This window comes from Agromyces sp. Y182 (genome assembly GCF_059445385.1).
Genome location: NZ_JCAIUF010000002.1, coordinates 769,202 through 787,686, shown reverse-complemented (window position 1 = coordinate 787,686; position 18,485 = coordinate 769,202). Strand labels below are relative to the sequence as shown.

Below are 18,485 nucleotides of genomic sequence, written 5' to 3'. Positions count from 1 at the left end.
TACACTCGTGCCATCGTGGGTAGGCATAGAGACAGTGACGAGACGGACCAGTCCCGTCGATCGACGCCCGACAGCCCACGCATCGCAGTCGCGCCAGCGCGAACCGGTCGGGTCAAGCAGGCCGCCACCGTTGTGTTCGCCTTCGCGGCATCCGTGAGCTTCCTCCTCGTGAACATCGTCGATCCGTTCTCAGGAGCGACCGCCTCCTCGAATTTCGCGAGTGACCGCGACCGCTTCGGTGGCGCCGCCGTGCAGGCGATCGAGATCGACGGTGATTATTCGATCGACGTCGGCCAAGAGAGCTACGTCGTCGAGAAGAAGCCCGAAGAAGTGAAGCTCGCGCCTGCTTCGACGAGCGCCGAAAGCGGTTGGGCTCCGCCCGCGATCACGCCCGATCCGGGTTCAGCGCAGGCGTACGCGGCCGGCGCAGTCGCCGCCCGCGGCTGGCCGTCGAGTGAGTTCGACTGTCTCGTCGCGCTCTGGAGCAAGGAGTCGGGCTGGCGGGTGAACGCGTACAACGCGTCGAGCGGCGCGTACGGCATTCCTCAGGCGCTGCCCGGGTCGAAGATGGCCACGGCCGGTGCCGACTGGGAGACGAACCCGGCGACGCAGGTCGAGTGGGGCCTCGGCTACGTATCCGGTCGTTATGGCACGCCCTGCGGGGCGTGGGCTCATTCACAAGACTCCGGCTGGTACTGAGTCGGCCATCGCCGTGTGAGGCGACCTTGCGGCCTCGCTTAGACTTGAGACATGGCCCGCTCGAACCGATCCCGGAGTCGGGCGGCTCGTGCCCGTGAGGGTCATCCCGAGCTCGACGTCGAGCGCCTCACCTCGGGCTGGAAGCGCAGCGAATCGCGCGGCGGCCGTGAATGGAACGTGCAACCGGTGTCAGAGGCGCAGGCCGTGAAGGCCTACCTCTGCCCCGGATGCGGGCTCGATGTCGCACCCGGCGTGGCGCACCTCGTGGCGTGGCGCGCCGACGGCGTGCTCGGCGACGCCGCGGATCTCGCCTCCCGTCGGCACTGGCACATCCACTGTTGGAGGATCGGCACCCCATGAGCGATGGCCCCATCGAAATCCGCGCGGGCGTCGAATTGCCGGCCAGACGCGAAGAGATCCAGCTGCACACGAGCGACGGGCTGACGCTCGTCGGCGAGCTTGCGACCCCGATCGAGCGAGCACCGGTCGCCACACTCGTCACGCTGCATCCGTTGCCCACCGCCGGTGGGTTCATGGACTCGCACATCATCCGCAAGGCTGCCGCTCGGCTTCCGGCCCTCGCCGATCTCGCAGTGCTGCGCTTCAACACGCGCGGCACTGCTTCACCGCGAGGCACGAGCGAGGGCTCGTTCGGCCACGGTGTCGGCGAGCGAGCGGATGTCGCAGCGGCGATGGCGTTCGTCGAGGAGCGGGCACTGCCGCACCCATGGCTCGTCGGCTGGTCGTTCGGCACGGAGCTCGCGCTGAAGTACGGGCTCGAGCACGGCATCGACGGGGCGATCCTGTTGTCGCCGCCGCTGCATCGCACGAGCGATGATGAGCTCGCCCGGTGGAAGGACGCGTCGCCGGCGCTCGTCGCCCTGATTCCCGAGCACGACGACTATCTGCGACCGACCGAAGCCGCCGAGCGTTTCGCGGGACTGCCGAAGCTCACGCGCATCGATGTCGCGGGCGGCAAGCACTTGTGGGTCGGCGAGGCCCAGACCCGACGTGTGCTCGATGAGATCGTTGCGGTCGTCAACCCGGCGGCCGCGCCGCTACCCACCGTCTGGCCACCGCCTGCGGCGTGAGACGGAGCCGGGCTGCGGGAGCTCACCGCTCGTTCTGGTGGGGGATGACGACTTGCTTGATGATCAAGAGGGTGGCTGCCGCGACCGGGATCGCGACGAGCGCGCCGAGCACCCCGCCGAGTGAGCCGCCGGCGAGTGCCGCGATCACGACGACCGCGCCGGGCACCTTCACCGCACGGTTCATGATGCGGGGGCTGAGCACGTACGCCTCGACCTGCATGTAGACGATGTAGTAGATCGCTGCGACGAGCGCGGTGAGCGGGGAGCCGAGGCCGGGGATCAGGCAGACGAGCACGATCACTACCGAGCCGCTCAGGGTGCCGACGAGCGGCACCAGTGAGAAGAGGAACGCGAGGAATGCGAGGACTGCCGGGAACGGTGCCTGGATGATCGAGAGGAAGATGAAGCTCGCGACGCCGTTGACCGCCGCGAGTGAGACCTGCCCCAGTACGTACCGGCCGACCGACTGCGTGATCTGCTCGGTGAGGTCGGCGAAGCGGGCGCGCTTCGATGCGGGAACCAACTGGTAGGCGGCGCGCTTCATCGTGTTCAGCGACGCAGCGAAGTAGAGCGTGAGGATGAAGACGATGACGACGCCGAAGACGCCGACGCCGATCGCCACGGCGACCTGCAACACGCCGCCGGCGAGTTCGCTGAGCTTGTCGGGATTGGTGAAGAAATCGGTGAGGCCGGTGGTCACCTGGTGGTTGATCTCGTCGACCGGAACCTGGGGGAACTGGTCCTTCAGATTTTCGATCCACTCCTGGGAGTCGATCCGATCGACGATCCGCGGGATCTCCTCGACGAGCTGGCTGACCTGGTCGACGATGATCGGTACGACCGCGAGCACGAGAGCGGCGACGAGGAGCCCGACCCCGGTCATGACGATCAGGATGGCGGCCCAACGCGGAAGCCCTCGGCGCTCGACCCAGCTGATCGCCGGGTCGAGGCCGAGGGCCAGGAAGAGGGCCGCGCCGATGTAGGTGATGATCGTCGAGAGCGTGACGACCGAGGTGAGGATGAGGAGGCCGACACCGACGCCGAGGGTGCCGACCAGCCCGATGCGGAACGCGTTCTGGATCTTCATGGAACGGCCCGCGCCCTCTCTTCGAACCGACTATTTGGTCTTGGCCGCGATCTGTTCGGCCTGTGTGAGCACGCCGCGCAGGCTTTCGAAGTAGCCGGCGACCGCGTCGCGTTCGATCCTGATCTGCGAGAGGCGGTCTTCCGCATCGGCGACGAGGGCACGGGTGCGCTCCTCGGCATCGGCGATGAGCTTGCGTGCCTGCTCGTGCGCGGCCGCGATGCGGTCGCGTGCGTCGTCGTCGGCCTTGTCGCGGACGACCGCGATCTCGGAGCGCACCGCGGTCTCGAGCCGGTCGGCTTCGGCGCGGCTCTCGGAGGTGCGGGAGACGGCTTCGGCGAGTTCGGCGTTGGCATCTTCGAGGAACTTCTGCGTCTGCGAGACCGCCTCTTGGTGGGCGGTGAGCAGCTCCTGCTCGGCCTCGTCGCGCTTGGTGGAGATCTCGGACTCCAGGTCGAGGTGCGCCTTCTCGATCTCGCGTCGCATGCGGTTGACCTCGTGAGTGGTCTTCTTGCGCATCGCCGTGAGCTGGTTGTCGAGGTCGATGCGGCCCTGTTCGGACTCGGCGTCGAAGTCGGCGCGCGCCTGCTCCTGCTCGAGGGCAAGGTCTGCACGCATCTGGTCGAGGTCGGCCGCGTGCTTGGCACGGATGCGCTCGAGTTCGTGCTGCAGCTTCAGGCGGGCGGCCTCGGCCTCACGCTCGAGGTCGGTCTTGGCCTGCTCGCGCTGCTGCAGGAGTTCGGCGCGGATGCCTTCGAGCTCGCGATCGAGGTCGGACCGTGCCTGCTCGAGTTCGTGCACGAGGTCGGCGCGGCGCTCGGCGATCTCCGCATCGATCGCGGCACGCGCTTCGGCGGATTCGCGCTCGAGGTCGAGGCGTGCCTGCTCGGTCTCCGCGGCGAGGTCGATGCGAGCCTGATCGGTCTCACGGGCCAGGTCGGCGCGTGCGCGGTCGAGCTCGATGGCCACTTCGGCGCGGGTCTGCTCGGTCTCCTGGGTGAGGCCGGCAGCGGTCGCACGGGCGTCAGCGGCCTCGGCGTTCGCGGCGACCAGGATCTCGGATGCCTTGCGCTCGGCCGCGGCAGTCATCGCGGCGGACTCGCGTTTCGCACTCGTGCGGATCTCGGCGGTCTCGGTCGCGACGGCGCCACGGATCGCCGCAGCGTCACGGGCGGCGTCTTGCCGGAGCTGCTCACTCGACTCGTGCGAGCGGGAGACCATGTCGTCGGCTTCGGCCCTGGCGTTCTCGAGGATGCGGTTGGCCTGCGCACGCGCCTCGGTGAGGGTGCGCTCGGCGAGCTCGTGCGCGTCGGAGCGCATGAGGTGCGCCTCGTCTTCTGCAGAACGACGGAGCTTCTCTGCGTCGATATCGGCCTGGGCGATGAGGCGGGTCGACTGTTCTTCGGCGACGCGGAGCGTGTTCTCGAGCTTGGTGCCGAGTCCGGAGAAGGTTGGGCTGCCGACCTCTTCGAGTTCAGCGGTGAGTTCTTCAATACGGGCGAGGAGACGCTTGTTCTCCTTGACGCTGTCGGTGCCCTGGTTGTTCGCTGCGATGATGTCGCGGCGAAGTCCATTGATCGCCTTGTCGACCTCGTCTTTGTCGTATCCGCGGAACACTTGCGTGAACTCGGTCTCTTCGACGGCCATTCTTCCTCCGGGCTCGTTCCCGCGTTCGTGGGGGCGCATGCGGGATGTGCGTCCGATTCTACGGGTCGCGGGGTTGACGCGTAGAACACCGCTCGTCCAGCGAGCAGTTAGGAGTCTCCCAGACTCCGCCGATAGTGTGGAATGTCTTTGTCAGATGTCGCCGTTGGTGACAGTGGAGGTCAGTTCGTGCGCTTCGTCTTCGCAATCGTGGCGTTCATCGCCGCGGCCGTGATGATCGGGCTCGGCATCGCACAGCGCACGGTGTTCCTCGAGCCCGACCGCGTCTCGATGTCCGCCCAGCTCTCAGGCGGCGAGGCCGACTTCGTCGTGCTCGGTCCAGAGGCGTTGGCAGCTCATGACGGCAAGCAGACGATCACCGTGTCGGGCTCTCCGAAGGCGTACCTCTCTTACGGGCGAAGCTCTGATGTGGAGGCCTGGCTCGGCGAGACGCAGTACGTGGCCGTGGGGTATGACGCAGCCGCCGGCGAGCTGACCAACGAGATCGTCGTGGCCGACCCCGTCGACGACTCGGAGACGGCCACGCCACCGGCCACCACGACTCCGCCCGAGACGGTCGATGAGACAGCCGTCGTTCCCTCACCTGTCGGCTCCGACCTCTGGCTCGACGAATTCAGCGACAGCATGGTGCTCACCACGACGATCGACGTGCCCGATGGCATCTCGGTGCTGATCACGGCCGGCGGCGGCGACACCCTTCCCTCCCGCGTGAAGATCGACTGGCCGCTCGACAACGCCACGCCGTGGGCGGGTCCGCTCATCGTCGGCGGCGCACTCGTCTTCTTGCTGGGCATCGCGCTGCTGATCTCGGGGTTCGTGAACCACCGCCGTTCGCGAGGTCCTCGCCGCAACCTGTCGAAGGGGTCGCGAGGCAAGCTTCCGAGCGCCCCGAAACCGGGCCGTACCCAGATCGGTGGCGGCGGCGGTCGTCGCGCCATCGGCCGCGCCAGGCGTGTCGCGATCGTGCCGTTCCTCGTGATACCGGCACTCGCACTCAGCGCGTGTTCGTCCGACTACTGGCCGAGCTTCGACCAGGGCGCCGTCGAGACGACGGCTCCAGCCACGGACCTCGCGACCACGCCGGCGGACGAAGGCACGGGCGACGCAGAGGCTGAGGCGCAGCCGGCGGTGACGGTTCCGCAGATGGAGCGCATCATGCGTCGCGTTGCGGTGTTCGCCAACGAAGTCGATGCCTCGGGCGACGCGGCGGCTGCTGCGCAACGATTCACGGGGCCGGCGCTCGCGGCGCGCACCGCCAATTATGCGATCCGTGGCGCTCTGGCCGAGCATCCCGCACCCTCGCCCATCCCGGCGTCGCCGCTCACATTGACGCTGCCGCAGCAGGCCACCGGCTGGCCGCGCACGGTGCTCACCATCGCGAAGAACGCCGATGATCCGACCATCGCACCGACGGCACTCGTGCTCGTGCAGCAGACGCCGCGCGAGAACTACCAGATCCTCTATGCGATGGCGCTCGCGCCCGATGCCGATGTTCCCGAGGTCGCACCGGCGTCCATCGGTGCTCCGCCCATCTCTCCGGAGTTCAAGGGTCTCGTGATGCCGACGGGCCAGGTCGCAGCGGCATACGCCGACATCCTGCTCAAGGGCGACGCCTCCGAGTTCGCGCCGATGTTCGACCCAGAGGGCGATGCGCTCAGGGAGCAACTCGGGGTGACCGGGCAACAGGCGACGAACGACCAGTTGCCCGCAACAGCCGACGCGACCTACTCGAACGCGGTCGGAGGCAGTCCGACGATTGCGCTTGCCACGAACGACGCCGGCGCGCTCGTGACCGTCTCGATCGAGCAGACCGAGAAGGTCGTTCCCAACGACGGCGGCACGATCGGATACGAGCCGGGGCCTGCCGCCGCATTGTCCGGCTTCGCCGACAAGAGCGCGAAGGGTGTGCAGCGCGTCATCGGCATCCAACTGCTCTTCTACGTCCCAGGCGTCGGCAACGACGCCGACGACCAGATCCGACTGCTCGGCTGGTCGGAAAGCCTCATCGGAGCATCGGAGATACCGTGACCAACCCGATTCCGCCCTCAGGCGCAGCGCTTCGCGGCGCGGTCGACCTGTCGGCCCTCGTGCAACGGCAGCCGCCGGCCGGTCAGGGCGAGCAAGGTGCGCACGCGGCATCCGGCCCGACCGATCAGATCGTCTTCGAGACGGATGACGCGGCGTTCGGCGCCACGCTCGAACTCTCGCGCACCGTGCCGGTAGTCGTCGCGCTCTGGGCGACCTGGAGTGAGCCGTCGAAGGCGCTGCTCGCCACGCTCGAACGCCTCGTTCGTGCGCGGGACGGACGCCTGGTGCTCGCTGCGGCCGACGCCGATCGCAGCGCCCAGCTCGTGCAGGCGTTCCAGGCGCAGTCCATCCCGACGGTTGTCGCGGTGGTCGCCGGCCAGCCGGTGCCGCTCTTCGCAGGGGAGCAGCCCGACGAGGTCATCGACCAGGTGTTCGATCAGTTGCTCGAGCTCGCCGGTCAACACGGCGTGACCGGCAGCATCGAGCAGGGCGAGACCCGTGACGCTGCACCCGCTGAGCCGGTCGAAGAACCGTTGCCGCCGTTGCATCAAGAGGCGTACGACGCGATCGAGCGCGGCGACTTCGATGCCGCGGCGTCCGCCTATCGCACGGCGATCGCGCAGGACCCCCGTGACAGCCTGGCCGTGGCGGGGCTCGCTCAGGCGAACCTGCTCGGTCGGTTGCAGGGCAAGACCCTCGACGAGATCCGAAATGCTGCGGCAGCATCACCGGACGATCTCGGTGCCCAGCTCGACGTCGCCGACCTCGATCTGTCGGGCGGGCACATCGACGATGCGTTCGACCGGTTGCTGACGGTGTTCCCGAACCTCGATGCCGACGGCAAGAAGCTCGTGCGCGAGCGGCTCGTCGAGCTGTTCGAGGTCGTCGGCACCGACGACCCGAGAGTCGTCGCCGCGCGGCGACGGTTCACGAACCTCTTGTACTGAGGCGGGCGCGGGCGGGCGGATCTCGATACGTTCGCTTGCGCTCACTACTCGATCAACGATGTGTCGCCCGCCGGCGCTCGCTACTCGATCAATGATGTGTCGCCCGCCGGCGTTCGCTACTCGATCAACGTATGGTCGAGCGTGAACCAGACCGCTCCCAGCGGTGGCAGTGCGAATGACGCCGAGGCCGGTCGCCCCGCCCACGGCGTCGCGGTTGCATCGACCCCGCCGAGGTTGCCCACGCCCGAGCCGCCGAACTCCGCGGCATCCGAGTTCAGGAGTTCGCGCCAGCGGCCGGCAGTCGGCAGTCCCAGCCGGAAACCCTCGTGCGGCACTCCTGCGAAGTTCACGACGCAGAGCAGCGGACGATGCTCGCGGTCGTAGCGGAGAAACGCGATGACATTCTCGGCGGCGGCCCCGCCCTCGACCCACTCGAATCCGGCGTCGTCGTCATCGAGTTGCCACAGCGCCGGGGTCGCGCGATAGCCGCGGTTCAGCGCTCCGACGAACTCGGCGAGCTGTCGGTGGCTCGGCTGGTCGAGGATCCACCAATCGAGGCCACGCTCCTCGCTCCACTCGGAGAGCTGGCCGAACTCCTGCCCCATGAAGAGCAGTTGCTTGCCGGGGTGCGCCCACATGAAGGCGAGGTAGGCGCGCACGTTCGCGAGCTGCTGCCAGTGGTCGCCCGGCATCTTGCGAACGAGCGAGCCCTTGCCGTGCACGACCTCGTCGTGGCTGATCGGCAGCACGAAGTGCTCGCTGAACGCGTAGAGGAACGAGAAGGTGAGGTCGTGGTGGTGATGCGAGCGGTACATCGGGTCGTTCTGGATGTACTGCAGCGAATCGTGCATCCAGCCCATGTTCCACTTGTAGCCGAAGCCGAGCCCACCGGTCGAGGTCGGCGCGGTGACTCCGGGCCAACTCGTCGACTCCTCGGCGATCATGACGATGCCTGGATTGCGCTTGTACGCGGTCGCGGTCGCCTCCTGCAGAAAGGCGATCGCCTCGAGGTGCTCGCGGCCACCGTGGATGTTCGGCAGCCAGCCGCCCTCTTCGCGCGAGTAGTCGAGGTAGAGCATCGAGGCGACGGCGTCGACGCGCAACCCGTCGACATGCATCTCCTCGAACCAGAAGAGGGCGTTCGCGACGAGGAAATTGCGCACCCGCGGGTTGCCGTAGTCGAACACGTAGGTGCCCCAGTCGAGCTGCTCGCCGCGGCGGGGGTCGGCGTGTTCGTAGAGCGGCTCGCCGTCGAAGCGGGCGAGTGCCCACTCGTCTTTCGGGAAGTGCCCGGGCACCCAGTCCATGATGACGCCGACGCCGGCACCGTGCAGTCGGTCGATGAGGTACTTGAGATCGTCGGGGGAGCCGAATCGGCTGGTCACCGCGTAGTATCCGGTCACCTGATAGCCCCACGAACCGCCGAACGGATGCTCCGCGAGGGGCATGAACTCGACGTGCGTGTAACCCAGCCAATCGAGGTACTCGATGAGCTCGTCGGCGACGTCGCGGTATCCCTTGCCGGGGCGCCAGGAGCCGAGGTGCAGTTCGTAGATGCTCATGGGCAGCGAATGGAGGTCGGTGCGGGCGCGCCGCGACATCCAGTCGTCGTCGCCCCAGTCGTGATCGCTCACCGACACCACGGAAGCGGTCGCGGGAGCGACCTCCGCCTCTCGTGCCATCGGGTCGGCCTTCATGACCCAGTCGCCCGAGGCGGTGAGCAGCTCGAACTTGTAGATCGCGCCGGGCTCGACGTCGGGGATGAAGAGTTCCCAGATGCCGGTCGCGCCCATGCTGCGCATGGCATGTCCCGACCCGTCCCAACGGTTGAACACTCCGACGACCCGCGCAGCGCGGGCGCGCGGCGCCCACACGGTGAAGGCGGTGCCATGAACGCTGCCTGCGACGCCCCAATGGTCGCGATGGTGCGCGCCGAGCACATGCCAGAGCTGTTCGTGCCGCCCCTCGTCGATCAGGTGCAGGTCGAGCTCGCCGATGGTGGGCGCGAAGCGGTACGGGTCGTCGCTCGTCCACTCCGCATCTTCCGCGTACCGGGCGTGGATGCGATAGTCGATCGGTCCGAATGCTCCGGCGCCGACCCAGATGCCGTGGCCGACGTGTGCGAGGGTGAGCACCTCGCCGCCGTCGAGCAGGGCTTCGACAGATTCGGCGAGCGGGCGTCGGGTGCGGATCACCGTGAGCGGCCCCTCGAGCTGCGATTCGTCGAATCCATGCTGTCCGAGCACCGAGTGCGGATCGGGGTGCCGCCCCTCGGCGACGGCCGCGAGCACCTCGTCGGCGATGACGGGTGCGGTGAGTGGTTCAGGCATCCGTGCCCCTTCTCACGTACAGAATGTGCGCGGGTCGCGTGAAGGCGTCGAGTCGCACGTAGTTGGATGCGCCCCAGCGCCATCGTTCGCCGGTCACGAGTTCTTCGACCTCGAATGTGCTGCCGGCTTCGAGGCCCAGTGCTTCGAGATCGAGGTGCACGGTGGTCTCCCGCACCGAGTGCGGGTCGACGTTCGCGACGACGATGATCGTGTCATCGGTGCCGTGCCGTGCCCCGCTGCCGGTGAATCGTGCCTCGAGGTGCTTCGAGTAGACGAGCACCGAATCGTCGTCGCTGGCATGGAAGCTGATGTTGCGGAGCTGGCCGAGCGCAGGATGCTCCGCCCGAATGCGGTTGAGGATGCCGAGGTAGAGCGCCAGCGAGCGGCCCTCCCGCTCGGCGGCAGCGAAGTCGCGCGGCTTGTACTCGTACTTCTCGTTGTCGATGGCCTCTTCGGCGCCGGGTCGCGCCACCGACTCGAAATGCTCGAACCCCGCGTAGACGCCCCAGAGCGGCGCGGCGGTTGCGGCGATCGTCGCGCGCACCGTGAATGCGGCCGGACCGCCGAACTGCAGGTACTCGGTGAGGATGTCGGGGGTGTTCACGAAGAGGTTCGGGCGCATGAAGTCGGCGGTCTCCTGCGACACCGAGGCGAGGAACTCCTCGAGTTCGGCCTTCGTGTTGCGCCAGGTGAAGTACGAGTACGACTGCTGGAAGCCGACCATCGCGAGGGCCTGCATCATCGCGGGTCGAGTGAACGCCTCGGCGAGGAAGATCACGCCTGGGTCATCGGCGTTCACTGCGCCGAGCAGCCGCTCCCAGAAGGCGAGCGGCTTCGTGTGCGGGTTGTCGACCCGGAAGATGCGCACGCCCTGTTTCATCCAGTGCCGAACGACGCGCAGCACCTCGTCGAAGAGCCGTGCCGGGTCGTCGTCGAAGTTCACGGGGTAGATGTCCTGGTACTTCTTCGGCGGGTTCTCCGCGTACCGGATCGTGCCGTCGGGCAGCTGCGTGAACCACTCGGGATGCGCGCTCACCCACGGATGGTCGGGTGACACCTGCAGTGCGAGGTCGAGCGCGACCTCGATGCCGAGTGCGGCCGCGCGGCGCACGAAGGCCCGGAAGTCGGCGAGCGTGCCGAGGTCGGGGTGGATCGCGTCGTGGCCGCCCGGGGTGCCGTCGGCCAGCGGCCCGCCGATCGCCCACGGCGAGCCGGGGTCGTGCGGCCCGGCGGCGAGGGTGTTGTTGCGTCCCTTGCGGTTGGTGACGCCGATCGGATGGATCGGCGGCAGGTAGACGACGTCGAAGCCCATCGCGGCGACGCCGTCGAGGCGCTTGGCAGCAGAGCGGAACGTACCCGACTTCCAGCTGCCGTCCTTCAGCTGCTTCGCCCCCTCCGACCTCGGGAAGAACTCGTACCAGGAGCCGACGCCGGCGCGGCGACGCTCGACGAGGATCGTGCGCTCGGGGGAATCGGTCGAGAGCCGCGCGAGCGGGTGGGCGTCGAACTCGTCGAATGCGGGGTCGTCGATGAGGGCTCGACGTTCGGCGACGGATGCCTCGCGGTCGCGCAACCCGGCGGCCAGGGTCGTGAGGCGCCGGCGAGCCGCGAGCGGCCGGGTCTTCTCGGCGACCGCCCGATCGACGAGGCGCGCTCCGATCTCGAACATCAGCTCGGTGTCGACGCCGGCGTCGACCTTGAGCGCGGCATCGTGGCGCCAGGTCGAGATCTCGTCGTCGAATCCCGTGACGCGCCAGCGCCACTCGCCGATCGTGTCGAGGAGGACTTCGGCCTCCCACCGGTCGGTGCCGGCCGCCAGCGGAGACATCCGCTCGCTGTGCGTCTGGCCCGACGGGCTCGTGATGACGAGCATCGCGCCCACCTGGTCGTGCCCCTCGCGAAACACCGTCGCACGGAACGGCACGACTTCGCCCTCGAAGGCGCGCGGTCGCCACCGTTCGTCGGGCACGGCTGGGGTGAGCCGGGTCACTGGGATCCGGCCGGCGAGCACAGGGCTGGACGTCACGGTTCGACCGTAGCGCGTTTGCGCTGATCGAGCCGGTCGAAACGTGCGCCTGCGCGCGTGCCGCCGTTCACACGCTCGACATGCTCTCGACCTAGGGTTGAGCCGTGAAGCCGATTCGCAAGTTCACCGTTCGCGCCGTCGTTCCCGGCTCGCTCTCTTCGCTCGAAGAGCTCGCCGCCAATCTGCGCTGGTCGTGGCACGAGCCCACTCGTCGCCTGTTCCAGCACATCGACCCCGAGCTGTGGCGCACCTCCGAGCGCGATCCGGTCGCGTTTCTCGGCGAGGTCGACCCGGCGCGTCTCGACGAGTTGGCCGTCGACGGCGGTTACGTCGAGTGGGCCGAACGCGAGCGGGCGGGCCTTCGCGAGTACCTCGCGGAGCCGCGATGGTTCCAGTCGCTCGGCGCCGAGGCGCCGCGAACGATCGCGTATCTCTCGCCCGAGTTCGGCATCACCGCGGCGTTGCCCCAGTACTCGGGCGGTCTCGGTATCCTCGCGGGCGACCATCTGAAGGCGGCATCCGACCTCGGCGTGCCCCTCGTCGGCGTCGGGCTCTTCTACAAGGCGGGGTACTTCTCGCAGTCGATCTCGCCCGATGGCTGGCAACAGGAGCGTTACCCGGTGCTCGACCCCGATGGCCTGCCGCTCTCGGTGCTGCGCGGCGCAGACGGCGCACCGGTGCAGGTGACGCTCGCGCTTCCCGACGACCGTTCGCTGTACGCGCGCGTGTGGAAGGCCGACGTCGGCCGCATTCCGCTCCTGCTGCTGGACACCGACATCCCGGCCAATGCCGACGAGCTGCGTTCGGTCACCGATCGGCTCTACGGCGGCGGTGGCGAGCACCGACTGCTGCAGGAGCTGTTGCTCGGCATCGGCGGCGCCCGTGCGGTGCGGGCGTGGACTGAGCTCAGCGGACGCCCCGCTCCCGACGTGTTCCATATGAACGAGGGACATGCTGGGTTCCTGGGGCTCGAGCGCATCGCCACCTACATCGGTGAGGGACTCACATTCGCCGAGGCGCTGCAGCTCGTGCGTGCCGGTACGGTCTTCACGACGCACACGCCCGTGCCCGCCGGCATCGACCGCTTCGACCGGGCGCTCGTCGAACGGTACCTCTCGAGTTCGCTGCTGCCCGGCGTCGACCCCGCCGATGCGCTCGCCCTCGGCATTGAACCCGGTGCCGATCCGGAGACGAGTGCGTTCAACATGGCCGTCATGGGTCTGCGGCTCGCCCAGCATGCGAACGGCGTCTCGAAACTGCACGGCGAGGTGAGCCGGCGCATGTTCGGCGAGCTGTGGCCCGGCTTCGACTCCGACGAGGTGCCGATCACGTCGATCACGAACGGCGTGCATGCGCCGACGTGGACGGACCCTGCACTGCTCGACCTCGCCGAGACGACGCTCGGCACGGGCGACACCGAGCACGCCGACTGGCGAAGCCCCGCGCTCACCGACGGCGAGTTCTGGGCGGTCAAGCGAAGGATGCGTCAACAGCTCGTCGACGATGCGCGCAGGCGTCTCGCGGCGGCGTGGCGGGAACAGCACTCGGGTGCCGAGCCGCCGAAGTGGGTGTTCCAGGTGCTCGACCCTGACACGCTCACGGTCGGGTTCGCGCGCCGAGTGCCGACCTACAAGCGACTCACGCTCATGCTCGCCGACCCCGAGCGACTGAAGTCGATCCTCACGAACCCCGAGCGGCCCGTGCAGTTCGTGATCGCCGGCAAGTCGCACCCGGCCGACGATGAAGGCAAACGGCTCATCCAGCAGCTCGTGCAGTTCGCGCAGCAGCCCGAGTTGCGTGAGCGCATCGTATTCCTGCCCGATTACGACATGGGCATGGCCGAGATCCTCTACCCGGGGTGCGATGTCTGGCTGAACAATCCCTTGCGCCCCCTCGAGGCGTGCGGCACCTCGGGTATGAAGGCGGCCATGAACGGCGCGCTCAACTTGTCGATCCTCGACGGTTGGTGGGCCGAATTCGCGAGCGAGGACTCCGGTTGGGTGATCGCGTCGGCCGATTCCGCGGGCGACGCGGGTGAGCGCGACGCGCTCGAGGCGGCCGCCCTCTACGACCTCCTCGAACACCGGGTCGCGACGAGGTACTACGAGCGCGACGTCGACGCGGTACCGGTCGAGTGGGTGCGCCGGGTGCGCACCACCCTCGCGACCCTCGCTCCCGAGCTCGGCGCCGATCGCATGGTGCGCGAGTACGTCGAGCGTCTGTACCGGCCGGCGGCCGAGCACTTCGCCCACGTCTCCGCCGAGGGCGCACGCGGTGCACGAGAGCTCTCGGCGTGGAGCGCGAGAGTGCGGGCGGCGTGGGCCGGCGTGCAGGTCGCGCACGTCGAGTCGGGCGGTGTCGATGCGCCGCACGTCGGCGACGAGCTGCACTTGCGCGCCTACATCGCACTCGGCGAGCTCTCGCCCGACGACGTCACCGTCGAGGTCGTCTACGGTCGCAGCCGTGCCGACGACACGATCGACGCCGTACAGCGGGCCGCGCTCGATCCGGCGACGGATGCCTCGGCGGCCACGGTCTCGCCGGGCCAGCACCTGTACACGGGCACCGTCGTGCTCGACCGGCCGGGGGCGTTCGGGTACACGGTACGCGTGGTGCCGCGGCATCCACTGCTCTTGTCGACGGCGGAACTCGGCCTCGTGGCCGTCGCGAGCTGAGCCCGGTCGTTGCGAGCTGAAGCTCAGCGAGCGCGGGCGATGGGTGCGGCGCGGCCATGGGTGACGGCGAGCAGGTCGTCGGGGGCGAGTTCGAGGTCGAGGCCGCGCCGCCCGCCCGAGACGTAGATCGTCTCGCAGAGCATCGCCGATTCGTCGAGCACGGTCGCGAGCGCAGTCTTCTGCCCGATGGGGCTGATGCCGCCGACGACGTACCCGGTCTTCCGTTCGGCGAGGGCGGGGTCCGCCATCTCTGCACGCTTGCCGCCGAGCGCAGCGGCGAACGTCTTCAGGTCGAGTTGCATGGCGACGGGAACGATGCCGACGGCCAAGGCGCCATCCACGTTCGCGAGCAAGGTCTTGAACACCCGGTCGGGATCGAGGCCGAGTTTCTCGGCTGCTTCGAGGCCGTAGGCGCCGGCACGGGGATCGTGGTCGTATGCGTGCGCAGTGAAGGTGACGCCTGCCCGGGTGAGAGCGAGTGTGGCGGGCGTGCTCGCCGAGGCATCCGCTCGTTTGGCCATCACTCGCGGCCCTCGGCACGGTAGAGGCGCATCGATTGGGCATCGACGTCGACGCGGCCGCCTGGCGCGACTGTCGGCGTGCCGGCGGCCGGTGGCGCTTCGTCTGCCGAGTCCCAGAGCAGGGCGTAGCCGCTGACGCCCTCGTGCTCGGGCAGCACGACGACGGTGGTCGACTCGTGCGCGTGCACGACGAGGAGGATCTGGTTGAACGCCTCGGTCTCGGGCGTCGAGGCGGCGAGGTACTGCAGGGTGCGCTCGGCGGGGGAGTTCCAGTCTTCGATGTCCATCGACTCGCCGTCGGCGTTGAACCAGTCCATGCGGGTGGCGCTCGGTGTTCGCTCGCCGAGGCGACCGAACCGCACCGGTCGAAGCGCAGGGTTCTCGGCGCGGATCCGGATGAGGTGGCGCGCCGTCGCGAGGAGTTCTGGGCCGAACGGAGCACGCTCGGCCGGGTCCCAGGCGAGCCAGGTGAGCGGCGAGTCGTGACAGTAGGCGTTGTTGTTGCCGCGCTGGCTGCGGCCGAACTCGTCGCCCGCGGTGATCATCGGCACGCCCGCCGAGAGCAGCAGGGTACCGAGCAGGTTCCGGATGCTGCGCCGGCGTGCCGCCCGAATGGCGGGGTCGGCCGCCTCGCCCTCGACCCCGTGGTTGTAGGAGTTGTTCGAGTCGGTGCCGTCGCGGTTGCCCTCGCCGTTGCCCTGATTGTGCTTCGTGTCGTAGGCGGTGAGGTCGGCGAGCGTGAATCCGTCGTGCGAGGTCACGAAATTCAGGCTCGCGAGCGGCCCCCGATCGGCCGAGAAGGTGTTCGACGAGCCCGCGAGCCGCGTCGCGAAGCGGCCGATGCCGCTGCCGGCCGAGCCGGTCTCGCGCTCACGACGCAGGTCGCCCAGCCAGAAGTCGCGCATCCGGTCGCGATAGCGGTCGTTCCATTCGGAGAAGCCCGCCGGGAAGTTTCCGGTCTGCCAGCCGCCGGGTCCGACATCCCACGGCTCGGCGATGAGCTTCGTGCTGCCGAGCACCGGGTCGTCGAGCATCGCGCGCAGCAGCGGGTGCTCGGGTGTGAACGCCTGGTGGTCGTCACGACCGAGCGTCGCGGCGAGGTCGAGCCGGAACCCGTCGACCTGCAACTCCTCGGCGAAGTACCGCATCGAGTCGAGCACGAGTCGCTGCGGTGCATCGGCCCCGAAGTCGAGGCTGTTGCCGCATCCGGTCGTGTCGACGTAGCGCCCGTGGGCGTCGTGCCGGTAGTAGGCGGCGTTGTCGATGCCGCGGAACGAGTAGGTCGGCCCCTCGCGCCCCTCTTCGGCCGTGTGGTTGTAGACGACGTCGAGCACGACTTCGAGGCCGGCCTCGTGCAAGCGCCGAACCATGCCGGCGAACTCCCGCCGCACGGTGACGGCCCCCTCGGCCTGTGCCGCAGCACTCGCATAGGGCGCGTGCGTCGCGAAGAACGCAAGCGTGTTGTAGCCCCAGTAGTTGAGCTTGCCCTGGCGCACGAGCCGTTGTTCGGTGACGAAGGCCTGCGCGGGCAGGAGCTCGACCGTCGTGACGCCGAGCCCCGTGAGGTACTCGAGCGATGCGTCGTGCGCGAGCCCTGCGTAGGTGCCGCGCAGCGCCTCGGGAATCGCCGGGTTGAGCTTGGAGAACCCTCGCACGTGGGCCTCGTAGACGACGGTGCGGTCGAGCGGCACTCGGGGCTTCGCCGAGTCGCCCCACTCGAAACCCGTCGCGGTGAGCGAATCGAGGGCGACGCCTCGCCATGAGCCGTCGTCGGCGCGGGCGAGTCCGCGGGCGTAGGGGTCGAGCAGCGTGTGCACCGGGTTGAACGCGTGATCGATGCCGGCGGGTCCGTCGACGCGGAGCCCGTAGCGCGCTCCGGCTCGAAGGGCGGTCGACTCACCCTGCCAGACGCCGTGCGCGTCGCGCGTGAGCGGAGTCCGTGCGACCGCCCAGTCGAGGTCGTCGGCGTCGAAGACGACGAGATCGACGGATGTCGCGTGCTGCGACCACACTCGGGCGACCCCGCCGTCGGCATCGGCCCGAACACCGAGGTCGTGCAGGGGATCGCGCTCAGGCATGCGTTCTACAGTAGTTCGTGGAGGCGACACGCCTGCAAGCGCAGACAAGCGCGTGTTCGCACGCACTCGGTCATCAAGGCAATCATCAGGGTTGGAGGTCGCATGGTCTATCTCGACCACGCCGCGACGACCCCGATGCTGCCCGAGGCCATCGAGGCGCTGACCGCCGCGCTCGCCGTGGTCGGCAACCCCTCGTCGATCCACAGCGCCGGCCAGCAGGCCAAACGACTCCTCGAGGAGTCGCGCGAACGCGTTGCGGCGACGCTCGGCGCCGACGGCATCGAAGTGGTCTTCACGGGCAACGGCACCGAGGCCGTCAATTTGGCGATCAAGGGCATCTGGTGGCAACGGCGAACGAATGCGGGGGCGGTTGCGGCACGCACGCGCATCCTGGTGCCGGCGGGCGAGCACCACGCCACCGTCGACACGGTGGAATGGCTCGCGACCCACGAAGATGCCGATGTGGTCGAGATCCCGCTCGACGAGGTGGGCAGGGTGCGCCTCGACGTGCTCGCCGCCGAGCTGTCGCGGGGTGCCTCATCCGTGGCACTCGTGACGATGCTCTGGGCCAACAACGAGGTCGGCACCATCCAGCCCGTCGAGGAGGTCGCACGTCTGACCGCGCGAGCCGGCGTGCCACTGCACGTCGACGCGATCTCGGCCTACGGGCAGGTGCCGATCGACTTCCACGACGTCAGGCGGTCGACGGATGCCCCGCGGGGCGCCGGGCTCGTCGCGCTCAGCGTCTCGGCGCACAAGATCGGCGGCCCCGCCGGCATCGGCGCGCTCGTGCTCGACCGCTCCGCGGCCGTCGAGCCGCTCATCCACGGCGGCGGGCAGCAGCGCAAGGTGCGCTCGGGCACGCAAGACGTCGCTGCAGCAGCTTCGTTCGCAGCGGCGGCATCCGTCGTGGCCTCTCATCTCGACGCCGATGCGGCGCGCATGGCCACGCTCCGCGACCGACTGATCGCGAGCACGCTCGAAGCGGTGCCCGAAGCGCGACTCTCCGGGGATGCCGCCGCTCACGGCCGCCTGCCCGGCAATGCGCACTTCTCGTTCCCCGGCTGCGAGGGCGACTCGCTCCTGTTCCTCCTCGATGCGGCCGGGGTCGCCGTCTCGACGGGGTCGGCCTGCCAGGCAGGCGTGCCCGAACCCTCCCACGTGCTGATGGCCATGGGTCGCTCCGAGTCCGACGCGCGCGGGGCCCTCCGCATCACGATCGGCCACGCTTCGACCGACGCCGACGTCGATGCGTTCCTTGCGGCACTGCCGGCCGCGCACGCCCAAGCGGCTCGCGCCGGTCTCGCCGCGCGTGCCACCTCCTTCGACCGCTGACCCATC

13 protein-coding genes are annotated in these 18,485 nt (G+C 68.8%); 7 read left to right on the top strand and 6 right to left on the bottom strand.

Annotated elements, in window-relative coordinates; genetic code table 11:
- Nucleotides 1-15: 15 nt before the first annotated feature.
- The 3 genes from AC1C2R_RS18205 to AC1C2R_RS18195 are packed head-to-tail and all read left to right on the top strand — an operon-like array spanning nucleotide 16 to nucleotide 1,790.
- Nucleotides 16-699: an aggregation-promoting factor C-terminal-like domain-containing protein gene (locus AC1C2R_RS18205; RefSeq protein ID WP_495380835.1), complete on the top strand. Its 684-nt coding sequence runs from the start codon at nucleotides 16-18 to the stop codon at nucleotides 697-699.
- A gap of 51 nt (nucleotides 700-750) precedes the next feature.
- Complete coding sequence (locus tag AC1C2R_RS18200) at nucleotides 751-1,059, top strand: Rv1322 family protein (RefSeq protein WP_495380834.1); 309 nt, start codon at nucleotides 751-753, stop codon at nucleotides 1,057-1,059.
- Nucleotides 1,056-1,790, top strand: coding sequence for an alpha/beta hydrolase (locus AC1C2R_RS18195; RefSeq protein WP_495353690.1), 735 nt, complete (start codon nucleotides 1,056-1,058; stop codon nucleotides 1,788-1,790). The genes AC1C2R_RS18200 and AC1C2R_RS18195 overlap by 4 nt, the downstream gene beginning before the upstream one ends.
- A gap of 22 nt (nucleotides 1,791-1,812) precedes the next feature.
- On the opposite strand, the gene AC1C2R_RS18190 is transcribed toward AC1C2R_RS18195, so the two are convergent.
- Both AC1C2R_RS18190 and AC1C2R_RS18185 read right to left on the bottom strand, forming a co-directional pair.
- The gene (locus tag AC1C2R_RS18190; RefSeq protein WP_495353691.1) at nucleotides 1,813-2,877 is read right to left on the bottom strand and encodes an AI-2E family transporter; all 1,065 of its coding nucleotides are present in this window, start codon (nucleotides 2,875-2,877) and stop codon (nucleotides 1,813-1,815) included.
- Nucleotides 2,878-2,907: 30 nt separating this feature from the next.
- Entirely contained in the window at nucleotides 2,908-4,521 is a 1,614-nt protein-coding gene (locus tag AC1C2R_RS18185; RefSeq protein WP_495380833.1) for a DivIVA domain-containing protein, read from the bottom strand.
- A 141-nt stretch (nucleotides 4,522-4,662) separates the two neighbouring features.
- On the opposite strand from AC1C2R_RS18185, the gene AC1C2R_RS18180 reads away from it, so the two are divergent.
- On the top strand, nucleotides 4,663-6,567 hold the full coding sequence (locus tag AC1C2R_RS18180) for a DUF8094 domain-containing protein (RefSeq protein WP_495380832.1): 1,905 nt from the start codon (nucleotides 4,663-4,665) through the stop codon (nucleotides 6,565-6,567).
- Entirely contained in the window at nucleotides 6,564-7,514 is a 951-nt protein-coding gene (locus AC1C2R_RS18175; protein ID WP_495380831.1) for a co-chaperone YbbN, read from the top strand. The genes AC1C2R_RS18180 and AC1C2R_RS18175 overlap by 4 nt, the downstream gene beginning before the upstream one ends.
- Nucleotides 7,515-7,630: 116 nt before the next feature.
- Here the strand turns inward: AC1C2R_RS18175 and glgB are convergent, their stop codons facing one another.
- Entirely contained in the window at nucleotides 7,631-9,844 is a 2,214-nt protein-coding gene (gene glgB / locus AC1C2R_RS18170; protein WP_495380830.1) for a 1,4-alpha-glucan branching protein GlgB, read from the bottom strand.
- Nucleotides 9,837-11,870 carry an alpha-1,4-glucan--maltose-1-phosphate maltosyltransferase gene (locus AC1C2R_RS18165; protein ID WP_495380829.1) on the bottom strand — a complete coding sequence of 678 codons (2,034 nt, stop codon included), beginning with the start codon at nucleotides 11,868-11,870 and terminating at the stop codon, nucleotides 9,837-9,839. Before AC1C2R_RS18165 ends, glgB begins: the two co-directional genes overlap by 8 nt.
- A gap of 104 nt (nucleotides 11,871-11,974) precedes the next feature.
- Between AC1C2R_RS18165 and glgP the strand changes: the two genes are divergently transcribed.
- Entirely contained in the window at nucleotides 11,975-14,545 is a 2,571-nt protein-coding gene (gene glgP, locus AC1C2R_RS18160) for an alpha-glucan family phosphorylase (protein ID WP_495380828.1), read from the top strand.
- A gap of 23 nt (nucleotides 14,546-14,568) precedes the next feature.
- Here glgP and ybaK read toward each other — a convergent pair whose 3' ends face one another.
- Nucleotides 14,569-15,066 (bottom strand): Cys-tRNA(Pro) deacylase, encoded by a 498-nt coding sequence (gene ybaK / locus AC1C2R_RS18155; protein WP_495380827.1) that lies wholly within the window; start codon nucleotides 15,064-15,066, stop codon nucleotides 14,569-14,571.
- Entirely contained in the window at nucleotides 15,066-17,144 is a 2,079-nt protein-coding gene (glgX, locus tag AC1C2R_RS18150; protein ID WP_495380826.1) for a glycogen debranching protein GlgX, read from the bottom strand. The genes ybaK and glgX overlap by 1 nt, the downstream gene beginning before the upstream one ends.
- A gap of 102 nt (nucleotides 17,145-17,246) precedes the next feature.
- Here glgX and AC1C2R_RS18145 point away from each other — a divergent pair, with 102 nt between their 5' ends.
- Entirely contained in the window at nucleotides 17,247-18,479 is a 1,233-nt protein-coding gene (locus AC1C2R_RS18145; RefSeq protein ID WP_495380825.1) for a cysteine desulfurase family protein, read from the top strand.
- Nucleotides 18,480-18,485: the final 6 nt, after the last annotated feature.